Annotated in this window: 20 protein-coding genes and 1 tRNA gene; 15 read left to right on the top strand and 6 right to left on the bottom strand. The window is 41.1% G+C overall.

Annotated features, from left to right (window positions below):
- Positions 1-2: 2 nt before the first annotated feature.
- Genes OCC_RS11990 through OCC_RS11980 form a run of 3 tightly spaced genes read left to right on the top strand, consistent with a single transcriptional unit; the run spans position 3 to position 1,999 of the window.
- Complete coding sequence (locus OCC_RS11990) at positions 3-392, top strand: DUF1699 family protein (protein ID WP_004070150.1); 390 nt, start codon at positions 3-5, stop codon at positions 390-392.
- Between the two features lie 2 nt (positions 393-394).
- Complete coding sequence (locus OCC_RS11985; RefSeq protein WP_004070152.1) at positions 395-1,159, top strand: DUF4129 domain-containing protein; 765 nt, start codon at positions 395-397, stop codon at positions 1,157-1,159.
- A 42-nt stretch (positions 1,160-1,201) separates the two neighbouring features.
- Positions 1,202-1,999, top strand: a complete 798-nt coding sequence (locus OCC_RS11980; RefSeq protein WP_004070154.1) for a GTP cyclohydrolase IV — start codon at positions 1,202-1,204, stop codon at positions 1,997-1,999.
- A gap of 33 nt (positions 2,000-2,032) precedes the next feature.
- Here OCC_RS11980 and OCC_RS11975 read toward each other — a convergent pair whose 3' ends face one another.
- Positions 2,033-2,731, bottom strand: coding sequence for an acetate--CoA ligase family protein (locus OCC_RS11975; RefSeq protein WP_004070156.1), 699 nt, complete (start codon positions 2,729-2,731; stop codon positions 2,033-2,035).
- Between the two features lie 133 nt (positions 2,732-2,864).
- Between OCC_RS11975 and OCC_RS11970 the strand changes: the two genes are divergently transcribed.
- Positions 2,865-4,184: a DUF4139 domain-containing protein gene (locus OCC_RS11970; protein ID WP_004070159.1), complete on the top strand. Its 1,320-nt coding sequence runs from the start codon at positions 2,865-2,867 to the stop codon at positions 4,182-4,184.
- On the opposite strand, the gene OCC_RS11965 is transcribed toward OCC_RS11970, so the two are convergent.
- On the bottom strand, positions 4,181-4,414 hold the full coding sequence (locus OCC_RS11965) for a hypothetical protein (protein WP_004070161.1): 234 nt from the start codon (positions 4,412-4,414) through the stop codon (positions 4,181-4,183). The genes OCC_RS11970 and OCC_RS11965 overlap by 4 nt on opposite strands.
- A gap of 68 nt (positions 4,415-4,482) precedes the next feature.
- Positions 4,483-4,560 (bottom strand) — tRNA-Lys (locus tag OCC_RS11960).
- 97 nt (positions 4,561-4,657) lie between these two features.
- Here OCC_RS11960 and OCC_RS11955 point away from each other — a divergent pair.
- The 8 genes from OCC_RS11955 (at position 4,658) to OCC_RS11920 (ending at position 11,867) form a co-directional block, all read left to right on the top strand.
- Positions 4,658-5,035, top strand: a complete 378-nt coding sequence (locus OCC_RS11955) for a hypothetical protein (RefSeq protein ID WP_148290382.1) — start codon at positions 4,658-4,660, stop codon at positions 5,033-5,035.
- 50 nt (positions 5,036-5,085) lie between these two features.
- On the top strand, positions 5,086-5,463 hold the full coding sequence (locus OCC_RS11950) for a hypothetical protein (protein ID WP_020953604.1): 378 nt from the start codon (positions 5,086-5,088) through the stop codon (positions 5,461-5,463).
- A gap of 309 nt (positions 5,464-5,772) precedes the next feature.
- Positions 5,773-7,056, top strand: a complete 1,284-nt coding sequence (locus tag OCC_RS11945; RefSeq protein ID WP_004066942.1) for an archaellum operon transcriptional activator EarA family protein — start codon at positions 5,773-5,775, stop codon at positions 7,054-7,056.
- 50 nt (positions 7,057-7,106) lie between these two features.
- Complete coding sequence (locus OCC_RS11940; RefSeq protein WP_004066943.1) at positions 7,107-8,987, top strand: phosphoadenosine phosphosulfate reductase domain-containing protein; 1,881 nt, start codon at positions 7,107-7,109, stop codon at positions 8,985-8,987.
- 5 nt (positions 8,988-8,992) lie between these two features.
- Positions 8,993-9,868, top strand: a complete 876-nt coding sequence (locus tag OCC_RS11935) for a helix-turn-helix transcriptional regulator (RefSeq protein WP_004066944.1) — start codon at positions 8,993-8,995, stop codon at positions 9,866-9,868.
- A gap of 47 nt (positions 9,869-9,915) precedes the next feature.
- Positions 9,916-10,536 carry an HVO_0476 family zinc finger protein gene (locus tag OCC_RS11930; protein ID WP_004066945.1) on the top strand — a complete coding sequence of 207 codons (621 nt, stop codon included), beginning with the start codon at positions 9,916-9,918 and terminating at the stop codon, positions 10,534-10,536.
- 34 nt (positions 10,537-10,570) lie between these two features.
- Positions 10,571-11,236: a protein-L-isoaspartate(D-aspartate) O-methyltransferase gene (locus OCC_RS11925; protein ID WP_004066946.1), complete on the top strand. Its 666-nt coding sequence runs from the start codon at positions 10,571-10,573 to the stop codon at positions 11,234-11,236.
- A 1-nt stretch (position 11,237) separates the two neighbouring features.
- Positions 11,238-11,867: an HAD-IB family phosphatase gene (locus tag OCC_RS11920; RefSeq protein WP_004066947.1), complete on the top strand. Its 630-nt coding sequence runs from the start codon at positions 11,238-11,240 to the stop codon at positions 11,865-11,867.
- A gap of 86 nt (positions 11,868-11,953) precedes the next feature.
- Here OCC_RS11920 and OCC_RS11915 read toward each other — a convergent pair whose 3' ends face one another.
- Both OCC_RS11915 and OCC_RS12355 read right to left on the bottom strand, forming a co-directional pair.
- Complete coding sequence (locus OCC_RS11915; RefSeq protein ID WP_004066949.1) at positions 11,954-13,069, bottom strand: A24 family peptidase C-terminal domain-containing protein; 1,116 nt, start codon at positions 13,067-13,069, stop codon at positions 11,954-11,956.
- A 9-nt stretch (positions 13,070-13,078) separates the two neighbouring features.
- Positions 13,079-13,243 carry a class III signal peptide-containing protein gene (locus tag OCC_RS12355; protein WP_004066951.1) on the bottom strand — a complete coding sequence of 55 codons (165 nt, stop codon included), beginning with the start codon at positions 13,241-13,243 and terminating at the stop codon, positions 13,079-13,081.
- A 96-nt stretch (positions 13,244-13,339) separates the two neighbouring features.
- Here OCC_RS12355 and OCC_RS11910 point away from each other — a divergent pair, with 96 nt between their 5' ends.
- Both OCC_RS11910 and OCC_RS11905 read left to right on the top strand, forming a co-directional pair.
- Complete coding sequence (locus OCC_RS11910) at positions 13,340-13,681, top strand: ASCH domain-containing protein (RefSeq protein WP_020953841.1); 342 nt, start codon at positions 13,340-13,342, stop codon at positions 13,679-13,681.
- A gap of 1 nt (position 13,682) precedes the next feature.
- A complete protein-coding gene (locus OCC_RS11905) occupies positions 13,683-14,252 on the top strand; it encodes an ASCH domain-containing protein (protein WP_004066954.1) in 570 nt (189 codons plus the stop codon).
- Between the two features lie 12 nt (positions 14,253-14,264).
- Here the strand turns inward: OCC_RS11905 and OCC_RS11900 are convergent, their stop codons facing one another.
- Positions 14,265-14,495: a hypothetical protein gene (locus OCC_RS11900; RefSeq protein ID WP_004066955.1), complete on the bottom strand. Its 231-nt coding sequence runs from the start codon at positions 14,493-14,495 to the stop codon at positions 14,265-14,267.
- Positions 14,496-14,693: 198 nt separating this feature from the next.
- Here OCC_RS11900 and OCC_RS11895 point away from each other — a divergent pair, with 198 nt between their 5' ends.
- Positions 14,694-15,404 carry a TIGR02253 family HAD-type hydrolase gene (locus OCC_RS11895; protein ID WP_004066957.1) on the top strand — a complete coding sequence of 237 codons (711 nt, stop codon included), beginning with the start codon at positions 14,694-14,696 and terminating at the stop codon, positions 15,402-15,404.
- Positions 15,405-15,463 lie beyond the last annotated feature (59 nt).

Here is a 15,463-nt window from a genome sequence, read left to right as displayed (position 1 = left end):
AGATGAGGGTTGAGATAAAGGCGAGAAATAATGATGAGCTCTTGAGAAAAATAGAGGAGAAGCTTAATAGGGATGTTACTGAGGTTTACATAAATCTCAGACCAACCAAGATAATCCTTGTGAAGATACTTGAGAGGGCTCCAAATGTGAAAGTCATCGGATGCCCTCCGAGTTTGTATCCAAAAGTTTCCAAAAAAATCATTAAAGCACTTAACCAAATGGGAATTAAGCTTGTCCCTATGAACCACGCCCGAGGAAGACCTAAAAAGTATGATCCGGCTACATTAAAGCTTATTGAAGAGCTCATTAAAAGCGGAAAAACACCTAGGGAGATAAGTGAAGAACTTAACATTCCTCTGAGGACCGTCTACTACATAATAAACGGGCGGTAGATATGAGGCAAATACTGCCATTTTTGCTTATGTTGTTGCTCTTTGCCGTGCTCTTTAGGGCTACTGTGGAACATGGACAAAGCACCTTCAATATCGAGGTGATTTACATCCTGTGGGCGGCACTATTTTTTGGACTTCTTGCCTATTCAGTATGGTTTCTTTTCGAGAAAGGCATCCCCCTGCAGTCAGTTAAAAAAAGAAAGCGAACAAAAGGAGATTATCTCCGAGAGCTTGTAATTATTCTGGCGATTGTGATAGCGCTGAGGGCTCTTTTCAGCAGGAGGGTTGAGCCTTATAGGGGCGTTCAAGCGCCTATAATAAAATACCCGAAGTTCAGCTTCTTTAATGATACTTTCAAAATAACCTATGAACCCCTTCCAGGCTATGCTTATCTTGCCCCAATTTTTGTTTTTGCCCTTATCCTCGTTTTTCTTTTTATAACTAGAAGAAGGAAACCAGAAAAACTTGAGATTGCCAAATTTGATCCTGAGATAGCTTTTGATTCAATTGAAGGAAGTCCCGAGGAAAGAATAATCAAAATGTACAAAAACGTCGTTGCGGGGTTAATAAGGAAAGGTTATCCTTATCAAAAAAGCTGGACCCACTGGGAGCATGAGGACAAGCTAAGGGATATTTTTGAGGATCTGGAGGATTTGGATAAACTTACCCGCGTGTTTGAGAAAGCAAAATACGGGTATCGACTCAACAGGGAGGATATTACTGTAGCAAAAGAAAGTTACGAGAAGCTTATGAGATTTTTGAGATAAGTTTAAAAGAACCGATTAGGTTCTCCTAATGGAGGTGAGAAAATGTTTGAGACTCAAGAAGAGATTCCAGAGATCAAAGAGAGACTTCACAGAGTTGGCATAACAAACTTGAGAACAATAGCGAGAATAAACTGGAAAGGTAAGCTTTACACCTTTATCCCAACATTTGAGATAACGATAGACGTTCCTGAGGAAAAGAAAGGCATTCACATGAGCAGGCTTGTTGAAAGCATCACCGAAACAATGAGTGAGGCCGTTGAGGAGGAAGTGAAAGAAGCACACACTTCTCTTGAAGAACTTGGTCTCGCGGTGATAAAGAGGTTGGAAGGAAAGCATCCCCATAAGAGGGCTGAAGTGTGGATTAAAACACAGCTTATCATGGAGAGAAAAACACCTGCCAGCAAAAAAATCAGCCTTGAGACGTATGATGTTGAGGTTGGGGTAATAAAAGAGCCCGGGCAAATTGAGAAAGTTTTGAGGGTTAAGGTAATTGGAAACACCGCTTGTCCACACGCGATGGCCAACAATCAAGGGAAAACCCACATCCAGAGAGCAGTTGCGACACTCGAAATAAGAACAGACTACAATGAGGAAATAGCCCTAGAAGATATGATAGATGTGGTAGAGAGTTCTTTTAGCTCCCCGACATATACCTTATTGAAGACCATTGATGAGAACGCAGTTGTTCAAAATATGTACTCAAATCCAAAATTCGTGGAAGATGTTGCGAGAGAAATAATATTCAAAGCAAAGCAGAAATTTAAGGGCAAAATCCACGTAAAGGTTGTAAGTCATGAAAGCATACACAAGCATGACGTTATAGCTGAAACCTGGTATTGACTTTCTTCTCTAAATTTTTAAAAAGAAGAGAAATCAAAGGAGCATTCTAGCATCAACTGCAACTGCACTGTCTTCGTAAGCGAAGATGGGGTTTATGTCAAGCTCCTTGATCTCTGGAAGCTCCAAGGCTAATTCTCCAACTTTGACGATTATATCCGCAAGGGCATCGATGTCAACTGGCTTTTCTCCTCTTGCTCCGGCAAGGATTGGGTAAGCCTTTATTTCTTTGATCATCTCAAGGGCTTCGTCTTTGCTTATTGGAGCAACCCTAAAGCTCACATCCTTGAGAATCTCGACAAATATTCCACCGAGACCAAACATTACTGCGGGTCCAAATTGTGGGTCTCTTATCATACCAACGATAACTTCCTTGCCAAGAGGGAGCATCTTGTACACTATAACTCCCCAAAGATCTGCATCGGGCTTGTAGTTTTTGGCGTTCTCCATAATAGTTCTGAAAGCTTCTCTAGCCTCTTCGTCGTTCTTTATGTTGATCTTAACACCACCAGCGTCGCTCTTGTGGATAATTTGTGGAGAAACTATCTTCATAACAACTGGATAGCCTATTTCCCTTGCGAATTGAACAGCCTCTTCCTCGTTTCTTGCAACCTTAAAATCTGGAACTGGAATGCCGTAAAGCTTAAGAATTTCCTTTGCCTCCGGTTCCACAAGTGGTCTGTTCTCAGCTTTTGCCTTTTCGATTATTTCCCTAGCTTTTGCAACTCTATCCATCTCTACCACCTCGATTATAGTGATGACAGTTTCAGTTATGTTGACAATGTTAAAAGTCTTTCCATTTCGAATGTGATTGAAGCTGTCGATTCCTATAAATAGAATGAGGGTGATATCCTCTTGGGTGATTGAAATGAAGCGAAAAATTGTTGGAGGAGTTTTAGTGGTTTTTGTTCTTCTAGCCATGATTGTATTCCATCAAACGAAAGCTGAAGAGAGCCACACTGCACTTGCACTCTATGATTCAGCCAAGATTGGAGTTGTGGAAAAGACCATTCAAGTTGAGCTGAAGAAAGGCATAAATGAAGTTCCGCTGGAGATGCTTAAAGGACTCCAGATTGATGAGGTTACGCTGAAGCCTCTTGATGAGAAGGTTAAGGTTCTTGGAGTCGTAGGTAAAGAACTTAAAGGAAAAGATCTGGTTGAAGCCAATATTGGAAAAGAGATAACAATAAAACTGAAAAGCGGAGAAACACTAAGTGGAAAATTCCTGGGATACAAAGACGGGAAGATAGCAATCCAAGGAGATGGCTATTATTTGATAAGTCAGGAGGAAATAGCCTATATAAAGATGGCCTCAATCGGTGAAGAAAGTACCGCGGATGTTTATGCCATAGTAAACGCTGAGGAGGATGGAAAGTACTTCTTCAAGCTCATCTACCGGGTTGGAGGAATAGGCTGGAGCTCAAGGTACAAGCTTTACCTAGGAGATAAGGCGGAGTTTTATGGGTATGTGGTGATTGACAATCCTACCAACAAGAGCTTTGAAAACACTGACGTTCTTCTTGTTTCGGGAGATGTTCAGTTTTACCAGCCTCCTCAGATAATTATGGATAGATACTATACACTAGAGGCAGCTACAAAAGAAGTACCTCAGCAACCAATCCAGAGGATAAAATTGGAGGCTTTTTATCTCTACAAACTCGGAACTATTGACATTGAGGCATTTGAGAAAAAGCTCATCCCTTACATCTACCAGGAGAGCAAGTTTACGCGGGAATACCTCTATGAAAGCTATCCCTACGGTGGAAGTCAAGATGTTTATGAGATTATCTCCCTAGAGACAAGTGAAGTCCTGCCCAGAGGTGTTGTGGAAATTTACAAAGAAATGGAAGACAAGAACGTATTAATTGGAGAACAAATGATAGACCACACTGCGAAAGGCGACATTTTGAGGCTTAAATTAGGCAGAGATGTGGACTTAAAAGGAAAAACGGAAGTGCTGGAAGAAAAGCACAGGGAAAGATATTCTTACTATAAAATCAAAGTCACGGTGGAAAACTTCGGCAAAGAGAGCAGGGAAGTGATTGTCAGACACTACAAGTGGCGTGGAAAAATCTTGGAAAGCTCAGTGAGCCCAATAGTAGAGACAGCCAACTACGTGGAATTCAAAATAACGGTTAATCCGGGAGAAAAGGAAGAAATAATTTTCGATTATGAGGTGACCTATTAAAGCTTTCTCAAGAGGATTTCGTAGCTCTTGTTTTCTTTTACTATTTCCAGCACAAGGCTCTTCTCATAGTCCAGGAACCTTGTGCCCTTTAAAGTGTATCCCTCCTCTTTCAGGTGGTTCATTATGCTCAATCCCAAGTCTCCGAAAAGCTCCGCTGCCATCGTGGCAAAACTTGGTTCTTTTATGCCCAGTTCAACATGATATTTTTTAGCCAGCTCAAAAACATCCATGCTATCACCCGTAAGATAATTGGCATTCAGAACTTTAAGCTCTTTCGATTCCTAGAAAAGTTGTTAAGTGGCGGGCCGGACGGGATTTGAACCCGCGACCACCGGGTTAAAAGCCCGGTGCTCTAACCAGGCTGAGCTACCGGCCCTCGATAAGTTAGGGATTACAATGCTCTTATAAATTTTTTGGTTTTTAAGGGCGTGTTTATAGTAACCTTTATTAGGGTTTTTGCTGAATTCTTTCAGGTGGTTGTCGTGATCCCCAGATGGGATCACAGACTCAAAGACCCTGAAAGCGTGGCATTCGCAATTCTTGACGTTTTAGCAGACTTCGAATCAGAAGGAAAGCTGAAGAACCTACCAAAATCCAAAAAATTCCCAGTAAAAACAATACTGGCAATACTCCTCTTTAAACAATACTACAACCTACCTCTCAGAGACGCCCAGCACTACGGCAGAAAATTCTTCGGAGCAAACATTCACTACTCAACCCTCCACAACTGGGAGAAAAAGCTGAACCTCGAAGAACTGACAAACCACCTCCTGAAAAAACTCCAGAAATTACCCTACGCCAGCACTCAAGCAGACTCAACCATTATCACAAATAAAAAAAGGACAGAATAGAAGTTCAGGCAATAACGAGAATCCTGCCGGGTTTACTGTATCCGGTTGCTGTGAAGATCACGACTTCTGAGAACGAGCTGATTGAACTCCTGCCGGAGGGTTCTGGGAATTTTTATGCTGATGGGGCTTATGATTCAAAGAAAGTTCTGAACACTGTGGTGGAAAAGGGTTATCGGCCGATTGTTAAGAAGACTAAGAACCCTCCAGGTGGTTTTGGTAGTAAGAAGAGAGACAGAGTGTTTTCTGAAGAAGAGTACGGGCATAGGAATCCTCATGAGGGGTTCTGGGGTGCGTTTACAACTTGGTTTGGCAGTAGAATCCCCTGTTTTCTGAAAAAGACTACTGTAACCCGAATCCTGCTTGGGGTAATGTGTTATGGTCTGAAAATCCTCCTCAGAGTCAAATACTGTTTAAATAACAGGGGGTGAAACTAAACACGCCCTGGTTTTTAACGTGCCGCTATCAGGATAAGCCGTTGGGTGTTGCGTTTTAATATCTGACCTCCTCCCCGCCCCTGAAGGGCGAGGCTTTCAAAAGAAAAATTTAACCTTTTGATTCAAGAAAGTGGAGAAGGAGATAAAGCGAGTTTCTTGGTTTGATAAATCTAAGGCGATGCTACCAGATGGCTTCAGAGAATGTTGTCCTGATAAGGGGGTACCTACACAAAAAACTTTTAATATTCTTCTAACTTAGGAATACATTAGGGTTTATAGTTGGAGACTGGAGGGTGTCATTTCATGAATACGAATTTTCTAAATACTCTCCGTTATGTTGGGAAGAACAAACTAAGGCTTCTTAGATATCTAGCTCGAACATATCCCTCGCCAGCTTATCTTTCAGAAATAGCCAAAGCTACAAATTTAAGCATACAAGAGGTCAAAGACATGCTCTTAGGAACAGCATCTATACATCAAGATGATAAATCACTTGTGGACTTAGGGTTAGTTGACATTGTTGAGGGAGAAGGATTTAAGTATTATCGCTTATCTGAGGAGGGAAAGAGTTTTTTGGATTTTTTGGAATCTCAAAATGTGAAAGAGAAACTTCTTTTTCAAAAAAATGGTGTAAAGACCCTAGTTCGTGTCCTTGATACAACGCTATCTTTTGCCGTGAACTTAGCACTGCTTAATTTACTCAAACTTGGTTTGGAGTATGGAGTATTTCATGCAATAAATGAAAAAAAGCATTATGCAGACGCCCTGGTGGACATTCCTGTTAGAAATAAAGTTTTACTCAAAACAATGCTAGAGACTTACACAACACTTGGGTTTGCAGAAACCGCATTTAATAGAATCTGGGGGAGGAGTATAAATTACAAACTAGAATTAGACATAGGATCCATATCGTATCTCACTCTCGATGTAATCCCTATATTTGACAGAATGCTTGAATTTGTAGAAGTCTCCTTAAATTCCAACTCTCCAATAAGTCTTATGGACTTTGACAAGAATGCAGAGTTTTGGGATATGCGCCTCAACAGTCACTTGACAAGAATTTACCGAACAATTATCAAAGAGGTTGGTGGGATTACCCGGGGTAAAAGGGTTCTAGATCTTGGATGTGGCTCTGTATCTCCAGAAGAGATTGGAAAAATTGTTGGTTATGAGGGAGTATATACAGGAGTCGATTTTTCCCATAATCTTCTGAATATCGCAAAAAGACGAGTAAAAAGAAATGGGTTAGACTGGGTGACACTAAAAGAGATTGATGTTCAAAAAGTTAAGCCGAAAGGAGAGTATGATGTAGTAATAGTGAGTTTTCTCTTAGAATATATCCCAAATATTCAACATGTCATAAGCAGTGCTGTTAATGCTTTGGGTGAAGGAGGAAAACTTATAATAGTTGAACCTTTTAGAGAGAATTATCCTGGAATTGAAGCTTGGGAGTTCTTTGAAAAATTAACTAAAGAATTTATCAAGTTTCCAAGCAAAAATGAAATTATCTATTCATTGGAATCTACCGGTCGAACTTTTAGAGTTGAAGAATTTGGAAAAAGTGTTCTCGCAATTGAAGTTCTATAACAACCAAAGCAGTTATAAACCCAGCTAGTTTTTCTCCCTTAGGTGAGATAATGAGAAAAGGGCCAGTATTTTTAGGGAAAGCCCACATTCACTGGTGCGAGGAATGTAATGTCCCGTTAATAAGTGAGAAGTGCGATATACATGGTGAGGGATTTAGGGTAGACTTAACTCCCCCTGCAGACGTGAGACTTGCTTTTGAAAAGGATTTAGAGTTTATTAAGAGAGAGTTTAAAGCCCATTATGGTGTTGATGTAGGGGAGATACTTGACGGCAAGGTAGTCCTTTTGAACAAAACCCCTGGGGAAGACGATGTATATGAGATAATTGTAGACGGCTACGTTTTTGGGTGGCTTCGCTTTGACCCGCTTGAACTTAAGTGGAAGCCGGGGTTGAAGATTGAAGGTGCCATAGCCTTATGGAAGCGCTTTGGAAAAAATATGAAAAAGTGGGTTATAGTTGACAAGGGTGCAAAAGAGCCGATAAAAAACGGTGCAAACGTTTTGCCTGTGGGAGTTATCGAGGCAGAAGAGAGCATTAGAATTGGAGACGACGTTATAGTGGTCTGTGAGGATGAAGTCATCGCTACAGGAATAGCTAAAAAGAATTACGAACAGCTGATTGATAAAAAAGAACGCGGTACCGGGATAAAAACAAGGCACCAAAAAAAGGTTCAATACCGGGAAGGGAAGAAAGCAACTATGGAAGAGGTAATAAAGGCCAACAAATCGGCGCTAGAGGAGAGAGTTAAAGAAGCCAGAGCGTTTATGAGAACAACTGCTCAAAATACAAATAAGCCAATTGCCGTTGCCTTCAGCGGTGGAAAAGATAGCTTAGCCGTTTTGGGTTTAGCCCTTGAGGAATTTGAGAACTTTACGGTGTTTTTCAACAACACTGGAATAGAGTTCCCAGAAACCCTTGAGTATGTAAGAGAAATTAAGCAGGATCTTGAGAAAAGAAACATAAAATTTATCGTGGCTGATGCTGGCGATGCATTCTGGAGCTCTCTCAGCGTTTTTTCACCCCCGGGAAGAGACTATAGATGGTGTTGCAAAGTTACAAAGCTGGGCCCAATAACCTTAACGATAAAGGAACACTACCCAAATGGTGTCCTAATGTTTGTGGGCCAGAGAAAGTACGAGAGCCTGCAGAGATACAAGCAGCCCAGAGTGTGGAAAAATCCATGGGTGCCTAACGAAATTGGAGCCTCTCCAATATTTCACTGGAACGCCCTCGAGGTGTGGCTCTACATATTCTCCCGCAAGCTGAAATACAACCCCCTCTATGAGAACCGTTTGGACAGAATTGGCTGCTTTATGTGTCCAAGCTCTTCCCTAGCTGAAATTCAAACACTAAAGGAGGAAAAGCCGCAGCTGTGGGAAAAATGGGAGAGTGAGCTTAGGAAGTGGAAAGAACGCTTTGGAATGCCAGAGGAATGGATAACCTACGGCTTCTGGAGGTGGAGGCGGTTAACTAAAGGGCAAAAGGCCATTGCAAAGGAACTTGGAGTAAAGATTCCGGAAAAACGGACATGGGAACCTATAAGATATTCGCTTGAAGAGAGAGATGGAGAATTTATTCTCAAAATAAATACGAAGATACTCTTGAAAAGAATCAAAGAAGTAGCCCCGATATTGGGTGAAGTAAGCGAAGATAAAAACTCCATAAGGGTAAAGACTATAGTGTTTACGGAGGAAGAGGTTAGGGCAAAGAGCAGAGAAGATGCTATAAGGGCGTACTACCTAATAAAGAGGGCATATGAGTGTGTTGGATGTGGGGTTTGTGTCGGAAAGTGTCCAGAAAATGCTTTAAGAATAAACCCCCATACAAAAAAGATAGAGGTTGATTCAGCGAAATGTATTCACTGCGAGGAGTGTATGGAAGTATGTCCACTGTTAAAAATAAAAAACCCTCAAGAAGGAAGTCAGCTTTAATAGCCATGCTATTTTTCCTGCTCTTGCCTTCAAAATTTGTAGTTTCCCAGGAGTACGAATATAACTTGGACAGTTACTCCCTTTATTTTGATATTCTGGAGGATTATAAGGTCAAAGAAACCATCGAGGTTGTTCTATTTCCAAACGTTCCCCTTTCCTATTACACTTTCTACTCTGAGTACCCAATCGAAAACCCAGAGGCAATAATTGAGATCAACGGCAAAACTCAAATAGCCAACATAAGTGTTTCTAAAATTGTGGGTGACATAAATGCCGTTTATATTGAATTTCCTGAGGTCTCGCCGGGAAGCAGGTTAAAGATAAGAATAAGCTTTTATTCAGAAGGAATGCTCCAAGAGGTTAGTGGGAAAAAGCAGTTTTCATACTACGTCAAATTTAACCAGCCGGTTGGGTATTTTTACGCGAGACTCTACGTTCCCAAGGGTTATGCAATTCTATCTCCTGTAGTTCCCTCCCCGGATAAAGTTGAAAGCACGGGAAATGCACTGATTTTGGAATGGAAAAAGACAGACGTTAGACCAGAGGAGGAGTTCTATTTTATAGTGGGATTTTCGGGAGAGGTGACAAACCAGTTCCCGTTAGCGATGTTTCTGGCAACAATTTTTATAGCCTTTTTAGGCGGCTTTTTTGCTGGAACTATCTATAAGAGAAAAGAAAAAACCCTAATTGACCTTCGCTCAGATGAAGAGAAGGTTCTTGAACTGCTTAAAGAAGGCCCACTCTACCAAAGCGACCTTGTAAAGCGCCTTGGCTTTTCAAAGGCAAAAGTCAGCTTGCTGTTAAGAGACATGGAGGAAAAAGGCTTAATAGAAAGGGTTAAAGAGGGAAGAACGTATCTAGTTAGATTAAAAGAAAGCTGAGCTAATCTTTATAAAGAAAAGTCATCCAAAGCTGCAAGGTGAGGAAAATGGAAGAGTATTTTGTATGTCCTGAATGTGGAAGCGAGGAAGTTGAGGTTATATCAGAGAGAGGGAGAGAAGTAAAGCTAAGATGCAGTGAGTGCGGTCATGTATGGCAGATCACATTAAGCAAGCTCATTAAAATCCCAATAATAGTTAGCAAACATGAAAGAAGCTTCAAGAGATTTGCGGAGCTTCCCGAGGATGAGGAAATAAAGGTAGGGGATATAGTGGAGATTGAGGATGATGAAGTTAGGATTACTGGAATTGAGCTGGAGGAAAACAAACGGGTTGAAAAAGCCCTAATAAAGGACGTTAAGACGCTCTGGGGAGAAAGCCTGACCTACCCAAAAATAATTGGAGTTTCCATCTATCTTCCCAAAGGAATTACGCAGTCATTTAAGGTCAAAGTTGATAGGGAAGAAGAGTTTGCAGTTGGGGAGGTTCTGGAAGTCGGAGGCTATACCTTCAAGATAGACAAAATAAAAACTGAAAATAAAATGCTAAGGCATGGAAAAGCTAAAGCTGACAAAATTGTTAGAATTATGGGGAGACCTATAAGGGCAAGGGCAAGCAGAAGCCTTGAGATTTATAGGGGGTACAAAGGGGAACAATCTCCACAAACTTAAAATCCTTCTTTTGCAATTTTTATATGTGAAGGACATGGAAGAGGATGAGCTGTATAGAAAATGGATGAGACTTGTTGAGAACCTCGAAAGAGAAGGAATAATCAAGAGTGAAAAAGTAAAGAGGGCTTTTCTTCGAGTGCCGAGATATAAGTTCGTTCCTGAGAGGTATAGGACATATGCTCACGTTGATGAGCCTCTTCCAATTCCCGCAGGTCAAACAATAAGTGCTCCCCACATGGTCGCTATAATGCTGGAGCTTGCCGAGCTGGAGGAGGGAATGAACGTCCTTGAAGTGGGAACTGGAAGTGGATGGAATGCTGCTTTGATCTATGAGCTCGTTAAACGAGATGTCTATACAATAGAGAGAATTCCAGAGCTTGCAGAATTTGCCAGAAGAAACCTTGAGAGAGCAGGCTACAAAGATAAGGTGCACGTAATCGTTGGCGATGGCACTAAGGGGTTTCCACCAAAAGCTCCCTATGACAGAATAATCGTTACCGCCGGAGCTCCCAAAGTTCCCGAACCTCTGATAGAACAGCTCAAAGTGGGAGGCAAAATTTTAATTCCTGTAGGAAGTTACCACCTGTGGCAAGAGCTCCTTGAGGTTATAAAGATAAGTGAAGACAACAGGGTAAAGATAAAAAACCATGGTGGCGTGGCATTCGTGCCTCTAATCGGAGAATATGGATGGAGGGAATGAGATGTACCTCATAGCGTTTGATTTAGAAGGAACCTTGGTAAAATCCAAATCAAGCTGGGTTGAGCTTCATAAAAAGTTTGGTACGTGGGACAAAGGGAAAGAATACGCAGAAATGTTCTTTGCTGGGGAGTTTGACTATGCAACATGGGCAAAGTTGGATGCTTCCCTCTGGAAAGGGAGGACAAAAGATGAGGTTATGGAATGGGCAAATTCAGTTGAGTATTTTGAAGGTGTGGAAGAGCTTTTTCAATTCTTGAGAGAGAGGAACTTTAAAATTGCAATAATTAGTGGTGGCCTTAAATGCCTTGCTGAGAGGGTCGGAAGGGAACTTAAGGCTGATTTTGTGTATGCAAACGAGCTTGTCTTTGACGAAAAAGGCAAGATAACCGGAGAAGTTCTTCCATGGGTAGACTTCAGAAACAAGGGGGATATATTGCTCGAGCTTAAAAAAAAGCTCAAGCCGAAGCTGACCATAGCTGTAGGTGATGGGCATAACGATATAGCGATGTTCAAAGTTGCGGATGTGAGCATAGCAATTAACCCCCATGAGGGCGTTGAAGGGGACTACCTTGCGAGAAACCTATATGAAGTAAAGGAAATCATTGGGAAAATTCTAAAAGAAAAAGGGTAGGTCAGAGAAGGGCGTGTTCATCACAATCAGCAAAGCAAAAGCTCATCATCCCTTTTCTATATTAAATTCTGCAAGGTTTTTAAAGTTTAAAGCCCTGAGCTTTTTAGCACGAGCCACCAGAATAAGTCGCCGTAAAACACCGATATTAAGAAGCCCAAAAATAAGGCCGGTGCAAAGGGCATCGCATTCCTTACAACAAATTCATCTTCCAACTTTCCTTCGTTCACAAGAGCTTTGAGGGTCTCTATGTCCTCTTTTCTGAGCCCTTCAGCCGTTGGTGAGGCGATTAGTTTGTCGTATTCAACTCTCAGCGCATTTAGGTTAAGAGTTTTCAAAGCCCTAATAACCTTGTCAAAAGAACTTTCTCTGTCTCTGTAGATTTTGCCGTCCTTTTCATATATCCACTCGCCGAGGATGTCCCATTCCTTAAGCTCATTAGCAGAAACTTTTTTTGTCAATACTTCCTCCCTTAAAACCTTTACAAGGGAAAAGAACACCTTAAAGGTATAAAATGTTGCGGCAAGTTTCAAATAGCTGTAGACGATTTCCGGCGTTTTAAATGCACCATAAGCAAAAAGCATTAACCCAACGACATCTCCAACCTTTTGCAGTTTTGCTAAGATAACTATCGCTATTGCCCATATTAAAACCCCAAATTGAGGAGGAATAGCTTTCCCGACAATTCTGAGAATCACAAAAGCCGCGGATATCCAGAGGGCAAGCTCAAAGGGCTTGAGCCATTTATCGATGAAAATCCCCTTTAATTGGGCAGTTTTTCTCCTTATTACTAACACTGCGAGAGAATAAAAGAAAATGAAGGGGAACACAGCAAGTATGCTGTTAAATAAGAGGGTTATGCCGTGCAGGGGGTATCTTATCGCATAAGGAGGAACTATCTTTGCATAGCTTGATGCGTATGGAAAGAGAGCTGAGTAGCCCATTAAGATAACAACGTCCCCACTTGCCCAGCCTCCCATGAGATAGAGCAGATAACCCAACAAAAATCCGATGGCGAGTCCTATTAATCCGGAGAATGCGTAGAAAACGTCATGCTTTATGGCAATCCCATAGTAGAGATAATAAAGAATCCCAATCCCGGCAATTGGAAAAACGTGCTTATCTTCTATAAATCCAGTTTTTATATCAGTGTAAGAGGTTAGAATGCCCATTATAACCCCGAGACCTATTAAAAAGAGCTCCATTGAACCACCTCACAGAGTCTCAAGAATCTTGTCCTTTACGGTGTCGATGTATTCAGTTACTGATGAGTTTAATGCCTGAACACTTGTGAAAACAACTCTTATGGTTACCATAACCAGTATCAGAACAGCAGCCAGTATGAACAGGTACTCAAGTGCACTTTGAGCTCTTCGCATTTTATCACACCAAGTATATTTAGCTCTCAAATGATTTAAACCTTTTCATTTTTGTGCAATCTTTTTAAGGCATCTACCCCACTAACTAAAGGAGCAATGAAAGTGCACAAACTATACGTTAGGGATGAATATCTTGAGATGATAAAAAGCGGAGAAAAGCGGATCGAGGTTAGGGTAGCCTACCCACAGCTAAAGGGGATCAAGCCCAAAGATAAAATACTATTTAACAATGAAGTTCCTGCGGAGGTTATCTCAGTTAAAAAATATGAGACCTTTAGGCAGGTTTTGAGGGAGGAACCTATAGAAAAGATTTTTCCAGATAAGCCCAGCTTTGAACAGGCTGTGAAAAGATTCCACAATATGTATCCAAAATGGAAGGAGAACCGCTATGGAGTAATCGCCATAAAGTTCCGCCTCCTGAAACCAAGGAGGGAATAAAATGAAGAATCTAAAGTTCGATGGAAAATACAAAGATATGCTCCTTAACGGGAAGAAAAATGCCACTATAAGGATGGGCAAAGTTAACCTAAAACCAGGAGATGAGGTTCTTATCCATGCAGGAGGTTATGTTCTTGGAAAGGCTAGAATAAAGAGAGTTGAGAGGAAGAAAGTTTCCGAGCTTACTGATGAAGACGCTGTTAAGGACGGGTTTAAGAACAAAGAAGAGCTTTTGGATGCCCTTAAAGAACACTACAAAAACATAAAACCTGACACGGAGGTAACTATAATTGAATTTGAATTCACAAAGCTGCTGGATAAGCCCATATTGTCGGCAGATTTTCCATATGAGGGCAACAATCCAATCGAGATAGCAGAGCTTGCCCTGAAACACCTAAAAGATTTAAGTTTTGAAGAGGTTGCACTTTTAAAGCTCTTTTTGCAGTCAGGCAGCCTTAGAAAAGCAGCTTATAAGCTTGGAGGGCTCAACAAGAGGTATAAAATCCGAGAAGTCCTAAGGAAAGCTTATGAAGAACTTAAGAAGATGGGCATTATGGAACCGAAATTATGAATTAATTTGACTTTAGGGCTGGAAAGGTTCCTTTCTTGCTGAATATTTTACTGGATATATTTTAAACTTCTCACTTCCAATTAGATGATGCAGCTCTCTCTTGAACTCCTCCAACTCTTTGTTGTCTTCAAATCTTAAAAATGCTATGAAGTCGTATTCTCCGTACAGCCAGTGACCTTTTATTGGAAGTTTTTCCAATACCTCGTCTCTAACCCCCCATATCAGCAGTACAGCCTCGAGCACAGTCACCCCCTTCGATTATATTCCCTTGCTCTATAAATACATTTTCCAAGATTTTACGTTTAAATGGCAAAATCAGGCAAAAGTATTTCTATTTAGTTGTCTTTTCTCCAACTATATTTCACGCTTGTTAGATATTTAATCCCCCCACAATAAAAGGATTTTTAAGACGGGAGACCATTTTTGTATTGGTGATAAGTAATGATAAAGGCGGTGTTTTTTGATTTCGTTGGTACGCTGCTCAGCAAGGAACATGAAGACATTACCCACCAGAACATAATAAAAGAAGTTTTGAGAGAGGTTAAAGCGGAGAACGTTGACCCAGTGGAGGTATGGAAAGAATACGAAGCTCTTACAAGTGAAAGATTTAAGGAATTTGCAGGGAAGCCCTACAAACCAATTAAGTTGCTTGAGGAAGAAATTATGCAGGAGCTTGCTAAGAAATACAATTTTGAGGTCTCTCCCAAGTTCTGGGAAATTCACCTTAAAATGCATCAAAAGTATGGGAAACTCTACGATGAAGCCCTCGAAACTCTAAAAACCTTAAGAGCCAATGGATATCATGTAGGACTCATCACGGATTCTGACAATGACTATCTCAAAGCCCAACTAGAAGCCTTGGGTATTCTAGAACTCTTCGACAGCATAACAACAAGTGAGGAGGCAGGTTTCTACAAACCCCACCCACGGATATTTGAGTTAGCTCTGGAAAAGGCAAATGTAAAAGGGGAAGAGGCAATATACGTTGGTGATAATCCTCTTAAAGACTGTGTAGGCGCTAGGCAGGTTGACATGGTCAGTGTTCTGCTGGATAAGAAGGGAAACAAAAAAGAGCTGTGGAAAGAGTGTGAATTTGTTATAAGCGACCTTAGAGAGATAGTGGTAATAATTGAAGAGCTAAACGGTCAGTAACGGCAGGGATCTTCACAAGCTCCGCTAGCGAAATTTTCATCATCCCGTTTTAGCTTTTC

The sequence above is a fragment of the Thermococcus litoralis DSM 5473 genome (assembly GCF_000246985.2).
Lineage (GTDB): Archaea > Methanobacteriota_B > Thermococci > Thermococcales > Thermococcaceae > Thermococcus_A > Thermococcus_A litoralis.
Note: the sequence above shows the minus strand (reverse complement) of the source record. Positions and strands in the feature narration are given on the sequence as shown.